At 72.4% G+C, this 14,972-nt stretch carries 12 protein-coding genes; 9 read left to right on the forward strand and 3 right to left on the reverse strand.

Annotated elements, in window-relative coordinates; translation table 11 throughout:
- Positions 1-48: 48 nt before the first annotated feature.
- Positions 49-678 (reverse strand): phospholipase A2 family protein, encoded by a 630-nt coding sequence (locus ACLBYG_RS17895; RefSeq protein ID WP_447682283.1) that lies wholly within the window; start codon positions 676-678, stop codon positions 49-51.
- Between the two features lie 257 nt (positions 679-935).
- On the opposite strand from ACLBYG_RS17895, the gene ACLBYG_RS17900 reads away from it, so the two are divergent.
- Positions 936-1,181, forward strand: coding sequence for a hypothetical protein (locus tag ACLBYG_RS17900; RefSeq protein ID WP_447682284.1), 246 nt, complete (start codon positions 936-938; stop codon positions 1,179-1,181).
- 31 nt (positions 1,182-1,212) lie between these two features.
- On the opposite strand, the gene bhcR is transcribed toward ACLBYG_RS17900, so the two are convergent.
- Positions 1,213-2,073: an HTH-type transcriptional regulator BhcR gene (gene bhcR / locus ACLBYG_RS17905; RefSeq protein ID WP_447682285.1), complete on the reverse strand. Its 861-nt coding sequence runs from the start codon at positions 2,071-2,073 to the stop codon at positions 1,213-1,215.
- A gap of 188 nt (positions 2,074-2,261) precedes the next feature.
- Between bhcR and bhcA the strand changes: the two genes are divergently transcribed.
- The 4 genes from bhcA to bhcD all read left to right on the forward strand — a co-directional run bounded on the left by bhcA (position 2,262) and on the right by bhcD (position 6,710).
- Entirely contained in the window at positions 2,262-3,452 is a 1,191-nt protein-coding gene (gene bhcA, locus ACLBYG_RS17910) for an L-aspartate--glyoxylate aminotransferase BhcA (protein WP_447682286.1), read from the forward strand.
- A gap of 10 nt (positions 3,453-3,462) precedes the next feature.
- The gene (gene bhcB / locus ACLBYG_RS17915; protein ID WP_056530229.1) at positions 3,463-4,422 is read left to right on the forward strand and encodes a beta-hydroxyaspartate dehydratase BhcB; all 960 of its coding nucleotides are present in this window, start codon (positions 3,463-3,465) and stop codon (positions 4,420-4,422) included.
- A gap of 19 nt (positions 4,423-4,441) precedes the next feature.
- On the forward strand, positions 4,442-5,599 hold the full coding sequence (gene bhcC, locus ACLBYG_RS17920) for a 3-hydroxy-D-aspartate aldolase BhcC (protein ID WP_447682287.1): 1,158 nt from the start codon (positions 4,442-4,444) through the stop codon (positions 5,597-5,599).
- 145 nt (positions 5,600-5,744) lie between these two features.
- Positions 5,745-6,710 carry an iminosuccinate reductase BhcD gene (gene bhcD / locus ACLBYG_RS17925; RefSeq protein WP_447682288.1) on the forward strand — a complete coding sequence of 322 codons (966 nt, stop codon included), beginning with the start codon at positions 5,745-5,747 and terminating at the stop codon, positions 6,708-6,710.
- Between the two features lie 340 nt (positions 6,711-7,050).
- On the opposite strand, the gene ACLBYG_RS17930 is transcribed toward bhcD, so the two are convergent.
- Positions 7,051-8,409: an 8-oxoguanine deaminase gene (locus ACLBYG_RS17930; RefSeq protein ID WP_447682289.1), complete on the reverse strand. Its 1,359-nt coding sequence runs from the start codon at positions 8,407-8,409 to the stop codon at positions 7,051-7,053.
- A 440-nt stretch (positions 8,410-8,849) separates the two neighbouring features.
- Here ACLBYG_RS17930 and ACLBYG_RS17935 point away from each other — a divergent pair, with 440 nt between their 5' ends.
- Genes ACLBYG_RS17935 through ACLBYG_RS17950 form a run of 4 tightly spaced genes read left to right on the forward strand, consistent with a single transcriptional unit; the run spans position 8,850 to position 14,969 of the window.
- Positions 8,850-10,241, forward strand: a complete 1,392-nt coding sequence (locus tag ACLBYG_RS17935; RefSeq protein WP_447682290.1) for a nucleobase:cation symporter-2 family protein — start codon at positions 8,850-8,852, stop codon at positions 10,239-10,241.
- Positions 10,242-10,252: 11 nt separating this feature from the next.
- Entirely contained in the window at positions 10,253-13,090 is a 2,838-nt protein-coding gene (locus tag ACLBYG_RS17940) for a xanthine dehydrogenase family protein molybdopterin-binding subunit (protein WP_447682291.1), read from the forward strand.
- Positions 13,087-13,632 (forward strand): (2Fe-2S)-binding protein, encoded by a 546-nt coding sequence (locus ACLBYG_RS17945; RefSeq protein ID WP_447682292.1) that lies wholly within the window; start codon positions 13,087-13,089, stop codon positions 13,630-13,632. The genes ACLBYG_RS17940 and ACLBYG_RS17945 overlap by 4 nt, the downstream gene beginning before the upstream one ends.
- Positions 13,629-14,969 carry a c-type cytochrome gene (locus tag ACLBYG_RS17950; RefSeq protein ID WP_447682293.1) on the forward strand — a complete coding sequence of 447 codons (1,341 nt, stop codon included), beginning with the start codon at positions 13,629-13,631 and terminating at the stop codon, positions 14,967-14,969. The genes ACLBYG_RS17945 and ACLBYG_RS17950 overlap by 4 nt, the downstream gene beginning before the upstream one ends.
- Positions 14,970-14,972: the final 3 nt, after the last annotated feature.

Raw genomic sequence — 14,972 nt, forward strand, 5'->3', positions numbered from 1 at the left:
GTCCATGGTGGCGTCACCGGGGCGAGATTCCCGCATCGCGGCGGGCGCTCAGGGCGCGCGGCACGCCATCGCGGCGGTAGCCTCGATCACGCTCAGCGCCCGGCGCCGCACCTCCAGCGCCGCGTCCGGGCTGTCCGACACGGTGGAAGCCTCGCGCCTCAGCGTCGCGTCGCAGGCGCACGAACGGTAGCCCGCCGCGTCGTAGCAGGCGTCGTGGCGCATGCACGCGGCATCGAGGGCGTCGGTCGGCGGCAGCCCCTCGCCGCGCTGACCCGTGCCGCAGTAATTGCCGTGGAACAGCTCCTTGCCGGTGATGACCCGGCCCAGGTCGCCCTTCGGCGGTGCCGGCGCCTCTGCCTGCCCGCTCGGGTTGAGGTCGTTGGCCGGCCCGCCCGCCTTCGATCCGGAGGAGCGCAAGGCCTTCGGGATGCCGGAGCGCTCGCCGGGCTCGTTCAGGGCCTCGCCGGCCCGTCCGTTCGGGTCCGAGATGTCCGGGAGCGGCGGGGGCGGTCCCGGGCGAGGCTCGCCCGGCTCGACGGTCGCGGCCGGCAGGTCTCGGACATCCTGCACGTCTTGGACGCTCTGGACGCCTCGCGAGTCCGGAACGCCCTGCGCCCCGGACGCGTGCGGGTAGGCGACGAGCAGCAGCCCGAGCGTGGCGAGGAGAGACGGTCTCACGGATGGCCCCTGATTCAGCCGCCCCTCAACTCGAAGCTCGGCTTCTCCGTTCCGGACTTTCGCCCGCCACGGTCACGGAGCCCTGCGGGGCGGACGCGGGCCGCGGGGCAGCACCGTCCGGGCGGCGCGGCACGCGGCGCCGTGCGCGGGCACACGGGGGCTCGTCCCGCGTGTTGGACCCCGGGGTCGCGGATCCCACATCGAGGCGTAACGCGGCCGGGATGATCCCGGCGACAGACCTGAGCTGGACCTCCGCCATGACCTCTCGTCTTCTGATCGGCGCCGTGATCGGGATCGGCCTGTCCGGGCCCGCCCTGGCGCAGAGCTTCACCGCCCCCGCCGGCATCCCGGCCGTCACCGCCCCCGGCGGCCTCCAGGGCCGCGCGACGCTCGCGGATCCGCGGACGGCGCCGGACGGGCGCGCCGGTATCCTCGACGGCGACGGCAGGCCCCCGTCGGCGGTCGGCACCGTCGATCCGCGCCGCCGGCATCCCGGGCGCTAGGGCGCGCCTCGCCGCACTGGAGCACCGCTGGTCAGTCCCGGTCGGGCGCGCCCGGCGCGTCGGGCGTCGCGGTCATCGTCGCGGCGGGCGCTCCGAGGGCGCGCGAGACCGCGGCGGCGCCTCTCCGCACCCGCTCGCCGATCGCGCGCAGCTTCTCGTCGGACAGCCGGTGCGTCGGCCCCGACACCGAGATCCCCGCGATGGCCTCGCCGTGGACGTTGAGGATCGGGGCGGCGACGCAGCGCATCCCGATGCTCCGCTCCTCATCGTCGATCGCGTAGCCCCGGCGGCGGGTCGCCTCGACGTCGTCGCGCAGCTGGTCAAGTGAGCCGATGGTCTTGTCGGTGAACCGCGCGAAGGTCTTTCCCCGGAACAGGCGCTCGATCCGGGCCGGCGCGTAGGTGCTCAGCAGAGCCTTACCGATGCCCGACGCGTGCAGCGGCGACAGGGAGCCCGGCGGGAAGAAGGCGCGGATCGTCTCGTGGGTCTCCACCTGGCTGACGAACAGGACGTTGCCGTCCTTCTCGACGCCGAGATTGGAGGTCTCGCCGGTCTCCTGCATCAGCGTCCACATCATCGACCGGCTCCGCTCGACGACGTTGTGGCGGCGCAGGAACGCCGATCCGAGCCGGTAGGCCTCCGCACCGACGTGCCACTCCTGCTTGTCGGCGCTGATCTCGACGAGGCCGCGGCGCTCGAGCGTCGCGAGGACCCGGTGCATGGTCGCCACGGATTGCTGGAGCCTGCCGGCCAGCTCCGAGAGCGTCAGCCCGTCGCCGCCCGCCAGGACGTCGAGGACATCAAGGGCGCGGTCGAGCGCCTGGATGGTCGCCGCCGGCTTGGCGCCCCCGAACCCCTTCGGCCGCCCGCGCCGCCGGTTTCCCGAATCCATGGCGTCCTCGCCTTCGCCGATCCCGCGCAATTCCTAGGATGGAAAAATTTTTCTCACAACGGAAAAAGGTAAGACGTTGCCACAGCGTGTCTTTTTGCGCTTCACTCGTCGATGAAAAAGTTTTTCAAGAAAATATCAATACGGTGTCGGCGGTGCTATCGTTCCCGTATTGGAGGAGAGCGCCGCCGATGTTCGCACAGAATCCCGTCTTCATTCCCGGCCCGACCAATATGCCGGAAGTGCTTCGCCGCGCGGCCGACATGCCGACGCTGGATCACCGGTCGCCGCTCTTCGCGCAGATCCTTCATCCGGCGCTCGCCGGCGTGAAGAAGGTCCTGAAGAGCGAGGACGCCGAGGTGTTCATCTTCCCGTCGACGGCGACGGGCGGCTGGGAGACCGCGCTCTCCAACACGCTCAGCGCCGGCGACACGGTGCTGGCGGCGCGCCACGGCATGTTCAGCCACCGCTGGATCGACATGACCCGCCGCCACGGCCTCGATGTCCGGGTCATCGAGGCCCCGTGGGGCGAGGGGCTTCCGGCGGATCGCTTCGCCGAGGCCCTCGCGGCCGACAAGGCGCACCGCATCCGGGCCGTGCTCGTCACGCACAACGAGACGGCGACCGGTGTCCGCTCGGACGTCGCCGCCGTGCGCCGCGCGCTGGATGCCAGCAACCACCCGGCCCTGCTGCTGGTCGACGGCGTCAGCTCGATCGCGTCCATGGATTTCCGCATGGACGAGTGGGGCATCGATGTCGCCGTGACGGGCTCGCAGAAGGGCTTCATGCTGCCCGCGGGTCTCGCCATCGTGGCGTTCTCGCCCAAGGCCATGGCCGCCACGGCGACGGCGACGCTGCCGCGGACCTATTTCGACATCCGCGACATGGCGAAGGGTTACCCGAACGGCGCCTATCCCTACACGCCGGCGGTCGGCCTCCTGAACGGCCTGAAGCTGTCGACGGAACTGCTCCTGGCCGAGGGGCTCGAGACCGTCTTCGCCCGGCACCGCCGCATCGCGGACGGGATCCGCGCCGCCGTCGCCGCCTGGGGCCTGGAACTCTGCGCCGCGCGCCCGGACCTCTACTCGGACACGGTGAGCGCGATCCGCACCCCGGAGGGCTTCGACGCCACGCGGATCGTCACCCACGCGGCGCGCCACTACGACGTCGCCTTCGGGGTGGGCCTCGGTGAGGTCGCCGGGAAGGTCTTCCGCATCGGCCACCTCGGCAGCCTCACGGACGTGATGGCGCTGTCGGGGATCGCCGCCGCCGAGATGGCGATGGTCGATCTCGGCCTGCGCATCGCGCTGGGATCGGGGGTCGCGGCCGCGCAGGCGGTGTACCGCCGCGCCCCGGCCGCCGCCCTGCGCGCCGCCGCCTGAGGGGAGCGCCATGGAAAGCGCCCTGATCACGCCCACCCTCGACGACGTCCTGGCCGCGCACGAGCGCATCCGGCCCTACATCCACGAGACGCCGGTCCTGACCTCGCGGATCATCGACGAAGCGGCCGGCGCGCAGCTGTTCTTCAAGTGCGAGAACCTGCAGAAGGCCGGCGCCTTCAAGGCGCGGGGCGCCTCGAACGCCGTCTTCAGCCTCACCGACGCGCAGGCTGCCCGGGGCGTGGCGACCCACTCGTCGGGCAACCACGGCACCTGCCTGTCCTACGCGGCGGGCCGGCGCGGCATCCCCTGCACGGTGGTGATGCCGCGCACCGCGCCCCAGGCGAAGAAGGACGCCGTGCGCGGCTACGGCGGCCGGGTGGTGGAGTGCGAGCCGTCCACCTCATCGCGCGAGGCCGTGTTCGCCGAGGTCGTCGCCGAGACCGGTGCGGAGTTCGTGCATCCCTACAACGATCCCCGCGTCATCGCCGGGCAGGCGACCTGCGCCCGCGAGCTGATCGCGCAGGTCCCGGATCTCGACGCGGTGATCGCCCCGATCGGCGGCGGCGGCATGGTATCGGGCACCTGCCTCACGCTGGCCGGGCTCGCCCCGCACATCGCCGTCTACGCGGCGGAGCCCGAGCAGGCCGACGACGCCCATCGCAGCCTGAAGGCCGGACGGATCATCGCCGACGACGCGCCGGTGACGGTCGCGGACGGCCTGAAGGTGCCGCTGAAGGACCTCACCTGGCACTTCGTCCGCCACCACGTCGCGGATATCCTCACGGTCTCCGAGGCCGAGATCGTCGCGGCGATGCAGCTGATCTGGAAGCGGCTGAAGATCGTCATGGAGCCGTCCAGCGCCGTCGCCCTGGCGGCAGTGCTGAAGAATCGCCCCGTCTTCGCGAACAAGCGGGTGGGCGTGATCATCACGGGCGGGAACGTCGATCTCGACGCGCTGCCCTGGCAATAACGGGAGGCCCACGATGCACATGAACGCCCGATCCGCCGATCTCGAAGTCGGCTTCGACGTCCCCGCGCTGCCCGGCATGCGCGAGGACGAGATCCAGACGCCCTGCCTGATCGTCGATCTCGACGCGCTGGAAGGCAACATCCGCAAGATGGGCGACTACGCCAAGGCGCACGGGATGCGCCACCGCGCCCACGGCAAGATGCACAAGTCCGTCGACATCCTGAAGCTCCAGCAGAGCCTCGGCGGCGCCTGCGGCGTCTGCTGCCAGAAGGTCTCGGAGGCGGAAGTCTTCGCCCGCGCGGGCATCAAGGATATCCTGGTCTCGAACCAGGTGCGCGACCCGGGCAAGATCGACCGTCTGGCGCGGCTGCCGCTGCACGGTGCCCGCATCATCGTCTGCCTCGACGACGTGGCGAACGTCGCCGACCTCTCGGCGGCGGTGCAGCGGCACGGCACGCAGCTCGACTGCTTCGTCGAGATCGATTGCGGCGCCGGCCGCTGCGGCGTGCGGACGACCCCCGAGGTGGTGGCGATCGCCCGGGCCGTCGCGGCCGCGCCGAACCTGCGCTTCGCGGGCCTCCAGGCCTACCAGGGCGCCATGCAGCACATCGACGGCTACGAGGAGCGGCGTGCCAAGCTCGACGCGGCCATCGCCCAGGTGCGCGACGCCGTCGCGGCGCTGAACCGGGAGGGCCTCGAGCCGGAGCTCGTCAGCGGCGGCGGCACCGGCAGCTACTATTTCGAGGCGGGATCCGGCGTCTACAACGAGCTGCAATGCGGCAGCTACGCGTTCATGGATGCCGATTATGGGCGTATCCGCGACCGGGACGGAAAGCGCATCGACGCGGGCGAGTGGCAGAACGCCCTGTTCATCCTCACCAGCGTGATGAGCCACGCCAAGGCCGACAAGGCGATCTGCGACGCGGGACTTAAGGTGCAGTCGGTCGATTCGGGCCTGCCCTTCGTCTTCGGCCGCGACGACGTGAAATACATCAAGTGCTCCGACGAGCACGGGGTGATCGAGGATCCCGAGGGCCGGCTGAAGGTCAACGACCGTCTGCGCCTCGTCCCCGGCCACTGCGATCCGACCTGCAACGTCCACGACTGGTATGTCGGCGTCCGCAACGGCCGGGTCGAGACGCTCTGGCCGGTCTCGGCCCGCGGCAAGGCCTACTGAGGCACCCTGCACACCGTCCGTCATCGCGAGCGCGGCGCAGCGATCCGGGGACGCGCCTCGACGGGGCCCGCTGCCCTGGGTCGCTTCGCGACGCCCGCGATGACGGGGGCGACATGCCGGCTCACGAATTGAGGACACATCCGCGATGATCATCGTTCCCGAGCACGCGATCGACGGGCTGTTGACCGAGGCGGAGTGCTTTACCGCCGTCGAACAGGTCTTCGCCTCCATGGCGCGGCGGCGAGCCGGCAACTTCCCGGTCGTCCGGGAAGCCATCGGCCACGCCGACGCGCTCTACGGCTTCAAGTCGGGCTTCGACCGGGACAGCCTCGCGCTCGGCCTCAAGGCCGGCGGCTTCTGGCCCGGCAACGCCGCGAAGGGCCTGACCAACCACCAGTCGACGGTGTTCCTGTTCGACGCCGATACCGGCCGCTGCCGGGCCGTCGTCGGAGGGAACCTCCTCACCGCGCTGCGCACGGCCGCGGCCTGCGCCATCTCCGTCCGGCACCTCGCCCGCAAAGATGCGCGGGTGCTGGGCATGATCGGCGCGGGCCACCAGTCGGCGTTCCAGCTGCGCGCCGCGCTGGCGCAGCGGCCGTTCGAGCGGGTCCTCGCGTGGAACCTGCATCCCGGCATGTTCGGCCGGATGGAGGCGGTGGCGCGGGAGCACGGCGTGGGGTTCGAGGCGGTCGACCTCGACCGGCTCGGGTCCGAGGCCGACGTCGTCGTGACGATCACGTCCTCGTTCGCGCCGATCCTGAAGGCCGTGCAGGTCCGGCCGGGCACGCACCTCGCCTGCATGGGGACGGACACGCGCGGCAAGCAGGAGGTGGAGGCCGAACTGCTCGCCGCCGCCACGGTGTTCACCGACGAGGTCGCGCAGTCGGTCAGCATCGGCGAGGCGCAGCACGCGATCGCACGGGGGCTCCTCGCCGCGGATTCCATCGTGGAGATCGGGGCGGTGATCAACGGCGATCACCCCGGCCGCGTGTCGGAGTCCGAGATCACCGTCTTCGACGGCACCGGGGTCGGGCTGCAGGACCTCGCGGTCGCCGCGGTGGCGGTCGACCGCGCGGTGGCCAAGGGGCTGGCGACGGAGGTGGGTTTCTGACGGGCGCAGCCCGAGGGCAATACGTTTCAGGCCGAATGCTTCGGTTGACGCATTCCTCGCCGTCATCACGAGCAAAGCGAAGTGACCCAGGGTCGCGCGACCTTTACAGGCGTTGCGCTGCTCTGGGTTGCTTCGCTCCGCTCGCAAAGACGGTCGCGCAGAGATGATCGATCGAAGAAGTTTTAAGAGGGCATTATTCTCACCCTCATCTCTGCGTGCCAGTATTTTCTCAACTCTCCAGCGGACATCGACGCGGATGGGGACGCGCGCCCGATCCCGGAGCCGTCCCGCCGAACCCGATGTCTGGACCCGCGAGCCCCTCTGCGGGGGAGGGGGCGGCCTACGCCTCGCCGCGCACCAGGGCCGCCGCGAGGGCGTTGTGGCGGCGGGCCAGCGCCCCGGTGTCGAGGGTCGTCAGGCGGCCCTCGCGGACCACGATCTTCCCGTTGATGACGCTCCAGGCCACCGTCTGCGGCGCGCAGAAGGTGAGGGCGGCGACAGGATCGTGCAGCGCCCCCGCCATGCCGAGGCCGCGCAGGTCGAAGGCGACGATGTCGGCCGCCATGCCGGGGGCCAGCGCGCCGATATCGTCCCGGTTCAGCACCTTCGCGCCGCCGAGCGTCGCGATCTCCAGCGCCTCCCGCGCGGTCATGGCCGCCGGCCCGAAGCCGACGCGGGCGAGCAGCATGGCCTGCCGCGCCTCGCCCAGCATGTGCGACCCGTCGTTGGAGGCCGAGCCGTCGACGCCGAGCCCGACCGGCACGCCCGCGCACCGCATCTGCCGGACGGGCGCGATGCCCGAGGCGAGGCGCATGTTGGAGCAGGGACAGTGCGCCACCCCGGTCCCGGTCCGGCCGAACAGCGCGATGCCGGCGCGGTCGAGCTTGACGCAGTGGGCGTGCCACACGTCGGGGCCCGTCCAGCCCAGGTCGGCGGCGTACTCCGCCGGCGTCATCCCGAATTTTTCCAGGCTGTAGCGGACGTCGTCGTCGTTCTCCGCGAGGTGGGTGTGGAGCGAGACGCCGTAGTGCCGGGCCAGCTCGGCGGCATCGCGCATCAGGCCGCGACTGACCGAGAACGGTGAGCAGGGCGCCACCACGATCCGGCGCATGGCGAAGCGCTCCGGATCGTGCCAGCGCTCGATCAGACGGCGCGTGTCTTCGAGGATCGCCGTCTCGTCCTCGACGACCGAGTCCGGCGGGAGTCCGCCCGCGCTCTCCCCGACGCTCATCGCGCCGCGGGCGGCGTGGAAGCGCATGCCGATCTTCTCGGCACCCTCGATGGAATCGTCGAGCCGGCAACCGTTCGGGTAGATGTAGAGGTGGTCGCTCGACGTGGTGCAGCCCGAGAGGATCAGCTCCGCCATCGCGGTCTGCGTCGAGACGCGGACCATCTCGGGCGTGAGCCGGGCCCAGATCGGGTAGAGCGCCTTCAGCCAGCCGAACAGCTCGGCGTCCTGCGCGGCCGGCACCGCGCGGGTGAGCGTCTGGTACATGTGGTGGTGGGTGTTCACGAGGCCCGGCATCACCGCGTGGCCGCGCAGGTCGAGGACGGTGTCGGCCCGCTGCGGCACCTCGGCGGCGGGGCCGACGGCGACGATGCGGTTGTCCTCCACGTAGACCGCGCCGCCGGGAATCTCCCGGCGCTGCGCGTCCATCGTCACCAGGATGTCGGCGTTCGTCAGCAGCAGGGAGGTCATCGCGTCTCTCCGGGTACGCCCTGGAGGCCGCGCCAAACGGGCCGCGACGCCTCCCCACGGCCAGATGCCGCCCTCTGGCAGCAGGAACGCCGTGCCGGGCGCACCGTCTCGGGGCCGTCAGCGGGCCGCAGCATACGGCAGCCGCCACCGGTCACCTTGGCGATTTTTCGCAAACTGCTTCCGAAATCCCGGCATGGCATTCGCGGCCAGCCATGCAAGGTTTGAGAGCCAGCCAAGTCGGCAGCGCATGACCCCGGAGCGGCCGCCGAGAGCCCGCTCCCCCGCCCCCGGGTGGGCCGCCACGGCCCGCCCTGCGACTGGCCCCACACCCGCTCCTGGCGGCCCGGACCCGGAAGAGGTCCGGCCACCGCTGCCGGGTCCCCGACGACACCATCACGGGACGACGCCTCGACAGGTCCCGGCTGGCGGAGGACACGCCCATGACGGCTTACGACAGGACAACGCGCGAGGTGGACGCGGTCGACGCGATCCCGCCCCTTCCCAAGCTCCTCGCCTACGGCATGCAGCACGTGCTCGTGATGAGCGCGGGGGCTGTCGCGCCGCCGCTCATCCTCGGCGCGGCGATGAACCTGCCGACCGAGACGGTCGCCTACCTGATCAACTGCGACCTGCTGGTGACGGGCATCGCGATCCTGATCCAGTCCCTCGGCCTGGGGGTCTTCGGCATCCGCCTGCCGGTCATCATGGGCGTCAGCTTCGCGGCGGTCGGCCCGATGGTGGCGATGGCGCAGGACCCGACGATCGGCCTGCCGGGCATCTTCGGCGCGACCATCGGGGCGGGTGTGTTCGGCCTGCTGCTCCGGCCGTTCTTCTCCAGGCTCGCGAGCTTCTTCCCGCCGCTGGTCACCGGCACGGTCATCCTGATCATCGGCGTCACGCTGCTGCCGGTCGGGATCAACTGGGCGGGTGGCGGCTTCGGGGCCGCCGATTTCGGCGCCCCGGTCCATCTCGGCGTCGCCGCCTTCGTCCTGGCGGTGATCCTGGTGGTCAGCCGCTTCGCCACCGGCTTCGTCGCCAACGTCGCCGTGCTGATCGGCCTCGTCGCGGGCCTGTGCCTCGCCTGGCCGCTCGGCCTGTTCCGCCTCGACGGGCTGGCCGAGCGCCCGCTCATCGCCCTCGTCACGCCGTTCCACTTCGGCTGGCCGACCTTCCACCTGACGGCCGTGGCGGCGATGTGCATCGTCATGATGGTCACGCTGGTCGAGTCGACCGGCATGTTCCTGGCGGTGGGCGACATCGTCGGGCGCCCGGTGGACAAGCGGACCCTGACCCGCGGCCTGATGGCGGACTCGCTCTCGACGCTGATCGCGGGCTGCCTCAACACCTTCCCGCACACCTCGTTCTCCCAGAACGTCGGCCTCGTGAACATGACGCGGGTGCGCAGCCGCTACGTCACGGTCGCGGCGGGCTTCATCATCCTGGGCGTCAGCCTCCTGCCCAAGGTCGCCTTCGCGGTGGCGTCGATCCCGCCCGCCGTGCTCGGCGGCGCCGGCATCGTGATCTTCGGCATGGTCGCGGCGGCGGGGCTCAAGATCGTGGGCGGCGCCGATCTCGGGGATCGCCGGAACCAGATCGTCGTCGCGGTCAGCATCGGCCTGAGCCTGATCCCGATGGCGGCGCCGAAGCTCTTCGCCGCCACGGCGCCGGACTGGGCCGGGCCGATCCTGCACAGCGGGATCACCCTCGGCGCCATCGGGGCGATCGTCCTCAACCTGCTGCTGAACTCGGACCGTCTCGGTGCCGGGGCCGAGCACCGCGTCGCCGACGGGGAGCCCGCCTTCCCGCACGCGGCCGTCCTGGACCGGGCCTGAGGGGAGAAGCCATGTCGGCCGAGACCATCAAGGCGCTCTCGCGGCGCCACTTCCTGCAGGCCGGCGCGGCGGCGGGCGTCGCCGTGAAGGTCTCCTTCCTGGCACCCCCGGCCCGGGCGCAGCTCGCCGAGACCGGCCTGTCCGCCGGCTCCCCGTGGGCCGCGCCGGGCCGGCCCCGCTACCGCCTCGACGCCGTCGCCAAGGTCACGGGCGCCAAGACCTTCTCCCGCGACTACCGGGCCCGCGACCTCGCCGGCTGGCCCGACGGCCAAGCCCACGCCGTCCTTGTCGCGGCGACCCGCGCCGACCGCCGCTTCACTGGCATCGACCTGTCGCGGCTCCCGGCCGCCCTGCGGCCGGACCGGATCGTCCGGCACGAGGACCTGGTGGCGGACGGGGTCTCGGTCCCGCACGCCGACTTCTTCGGCGACTGGTTCCTCGTGCCGCAGGGCGAGACGCCGCGCCTGCTCGGGCAGCCGGTGGCGATCCTGATCTACGCCGACTTCCCGCGCTTCGCCGCGGCCAAGCGCGCCCTGCGCTTCGCCGACGACGTCGTGCAGTACGGCGCCGAGACCGGTCCCAGGCCGCCGGCCCATTACGGCGCCTCGCGCTGGGTGCGGATCGAGGGCGACGCGCCGGACGCGCCCGACCGGTTCTCGCCGTTCGCGCAGTCCCCGATCTTCGCCGGCTTCTCCGGCGACGAGCCCGCCTGGCCGAAGGCCGGCGACGACGGCCCCTTCGCCCGGGGCATGGCGGCGGCCGCCGCCATCGCCGCCGAGATCGACGGCGCCGGTGCGGACGCCCTGGTGATGCGGCGGACCTACCGGTCGCAGTCGACGGACGCCTCGGCCATGGAGGCCGACAACGGCAACGTCTGGTACGATCCGGACACCGGCACGCTGCGCCTGATGATGGCGACGCAGTCGCCCTACGACGTGGCCGAGGCCGCCGCCGCGCTGGTCTCGAAATCCCGGTTCCCGCTCAGGGAGGTCGATCTCAAGGTCGGCTACACGGTCGGGTACGGGACGAAGGACCACCACATCTTCCCGTTCCTCTGCGTCGTGGCCGCGCTCTACGCGGGCGGCCGGCCGGTGCGCCTCGCCAACGACCGGTTCGAGCAGTTCCAGAACGGGCTGAAGCGCCACGCCTTCCGCATGGACAACGTCCTGCTGGTGGACCGGGCCAGCGGCCGGTTCCGGGCCATGACCGGGCGCTTCGCCTGCGACGGCGGCGGGCGCCCCAACTACTCCGTCGCGGTCTCCTTCGTCGGCGCCACCGCGGCGCAGTCGATCTACTACCTGCCGAAGAGCGACTTCCAGGCGATCGCCCTGGCCTCGCGGGCCGTGGAGGCCGGATCGACCCGGGGCTTCGGCACGCTCCAGACCATGTCGGCCACCGAGATGATGGTCGACGAGGCGGCGGCGCTCCTGGACATCGACGCGATCGACCTGCGCCTGCGCAACGTGCTCCGCTCGGGCCAGCGCAACAGCCAGGGCGCGGTCCCGGCCGGGGCGCTGCGCAACGCGGAGATCCTGACGAAGGCCGCCGCGCACCCGCTCTGGCGGGACCGGGCGGCGCGCAAGGCCGCCTACGAGGCCGCCCATCCCGGCCGCCGCTACGGCGTCGGCTTCGCGCAGGTGCACAAGGATTACGGTACGGGCGCCGAGGCGGCGGTCGCCTCGCTGGAGCTCGACCCGCGGGGCCGCCTGAGCCTGCGCCACGTCGCCCACGAGATGGGCCCGGGCGTCACCACCTCGCAGGCGGTCATGGTGGCCGAGATCCTCGGCCGGGTGCCTTCGGAGACCGCGTTCGGCGTGGTGCGCTGGCCCGAGATGCCGCTGGAGACCTCCGACCAGCCCTACACGACGTCCCAGGAAGAGGAGGACCGCCGGGCGCAGAACCCCCGCTGGACCCCGCGCTTCACCTCGCCGATGAGCGCGACCAACTCCGCCTACTACCTCGGCCACGCCACCCGGACGGCCGCGCGGTTCCTCGTCGACCACGCCGTCTGGCCCGCCGCCCGCGCGCTCTGGGCGCGGGGCGGCGGCGGCGGGGCGCTGGCCTCCTACCACGTGGTCGCCCGCGATGAGCTGCGGCTGGTGGACGGGCAAGTGCTGGGCGGCGGCCTGCCGCCGCTGTCCCTGGAGGCGGTGGCCGCCGAGGCGCACCGGCTCGGGCTGCCGGTGGGCGTGACCCTCCACACCTTCAACCGCTGGCAATGGGCCGAGGCCGAGTTCGACCTGCCCGGAACGGGCCGGACACGCCTGCCGATCGACGCCCTGGCGGTGCGCTACGGCGCCGGGGCCCCGCCCGAGCGCCGCGCCCTGATGGCGGATGCGGGCTGGCACTTCGTGCCCCGCGCGGCGGTCTTCTACCCGCCGACCCAGCGCAACAATGTCGGCACGACCTACTACGCGCCGATGGCCACCCTGGCGGAGGTCGCGGTCGACACCGCCAGCGGCGACGTGACGATCCTGTCCCACCACTCGATCCTCGAGTGCGGCCGCCAGATCGTGCCCGAGCTGGTCTCCGGCCAGGTGCAGGGCGGCCTCGCCATGGGGATCGGCCACGCCCTCAAGGAGGTGCTGCCCCTCTACGAGGACGGCCCCGGCGACGGCACGTGGAACTGGAACCGCTACGAGCTCCCCCGCGCCCGCGACGTGGCCCCGTGGAACCAGACGGTGGAGATCCTGCCGCCGCTCTCCGAGACCGACCCGCCCAAGGGCGTCGCCGAGGTCGTGATGATCGCCGTCGTCCCGGCGCTGGCCAACGCCGTCGCGCACGCGATCGGCCACCGCTTCCACGAACTCCCCATCCGGCCCGAGCGCATCCGCGAGGCACTGGCATGAGCGCCGCCATCGAGATCAAGGACCTCTCGCTCCGCGTGAACGGCGCGGCGGTCGGTCCGATCACCGTCCCCGTCGGCACGAGCCTGCTCGACGTCCTGCACGAGTGGCTTGGCCTCACCGGCAGCCGCATGGGCTGCGGGCAGGGCATCTGCCACGCCTGCACGGTGATGCTGGAGGAGGCGGCCGGCCCGCGGGAGATCCGCGCCTGCATCACCGGCGCCCACTGGTTCGAGGGACGGAGCATCCGCACCGTCGAGGGCCATGCCCGCACCGCGCCGGACGGCACCGTCGTGCTCTCGCCGGTCCAGCAGGCCTTCATCGAGAATTTCGCCTTCCAGTGCGGCTACTGCACGCCGGGCTTCGTCACCGGGGCGAGCGTGCTGATCGAGCGCCTGCGCCGCGAGCCGATCCGCCGCGACGAGGTCGAGCGGGTCGTCACCGAGGCCCTCGACCGCCACATCTGCCGCTGCACGGGCTACGTCCGCTACCATCAGGCGGTGCGCGACCTCGTGCTGGCGACCCCCGGTCTGGTGACCGCGTGAGGCACGCCGTGCGGATCCCGTCCCTCACCACCCCCGCCCGGCGCGTCGGCGCCGGGCTCGCGGCCGCCCTCGCGGTGGCCGTCTCGGCGGCCGGCCTCGTCGCCTCCGGCGCCCTGGAGCGCAGCGTCGTCGCGCGCGACGTCGAGACCCCGCTGAGCGCGGAGGCCGTGCGCGGCCTTGCCCCCCGCGGCGCCAAGGTCGCCGCCGCGGCCGACTGCTTCGCCTGCCACACCGCCCGGGGCGGCGCCCCCTGGGCGGGGGGACTGCCCCTGGAGACGCCCTTCGGCACGATCCACGCCACCAACATCTCGCCGAGCCCGCAGGGCATCGGCGGCTGGAGCCGCGCCGACTTCCACCGGGCCCTGCGCGACGGGATCGCGCCGGGCGGCCGCCACCTCTACCCGGCGATGCCCTACACGTCGTATCGCGGCCTGACGCCGGAGGATGTCGACGCCCTCTACGCCTACCTGATGACCCGCGCGCCGGTCGCGGTGGAGAACAGGGCCAATACCCTCGCCTTCCCGTTCGATCAGCGCTGGACCCTGGCGGCCTGGAACCTCCTGAGCCTGCCGGCGACCGTCGCCGCGCCCGACCCGGGCCGCTCCCCCCTGTGGAACCGGGGCCGCTACGTCGCCGACGCCCTCGGCCATTGCGGCGAGTGCCACACGCCGCGCACCGTGATCCAGGCCATGCGCCCGGACGCCGTCTATCGCGGCGCCACGATCGAGGGCGTCGAGGCGCCCGACATCACGCCCGCGGGCCTCGCGCGGATGGGCTTCACCCCGCACGGCCTGCGCGACTTCATGCGCACGGGGCTCTCGGCCCAGGGCGGCGCGACGCACCAGATGTTCGACGTCGTGCATTTCTCGACGCAGCACATGGACGAGGCCGACCTCACGGCGCTCTCCGCCTACCTGTTCGACCGCGACGCCCTGCCGGCCGAGCCCGAGACGCCGGTCGCGGCCACCCCCGCGGCCATCCCCGCGGCGGTCGCGGCCCGGGGTCGGGCCAGCTACGCCGGCCTCTGCGCCGGCTGCCACGGCGGGGCGGGGGAGGGGATCCCCCACGTCTCCGTACCGCTGCGGACGAACACCGCGATGCGGGTCGCGGGCGCGGGCGGTCTCCTGCGGGCGATCCTCGTCGGGCTCCCGGCGCAGCGCTTCCCGGGCAACGAGCGGATGGAGGCCATGCCGCCCTTCGCCGCCCTGATCGACGACGCGGCGCTCGCCGACCTCGCGACCTGGATGCGGGCCGAGTGGGGCGGGCAGGGTCAGGCGGTCACGCCGGACGAGGTCGCGCGCCAGCGCGCGGGTTTGCGGGCCGACGCTTCGCACTGAAGG

The organism is Methylobacterium sp. D53M (assembly GCF_053345625.1).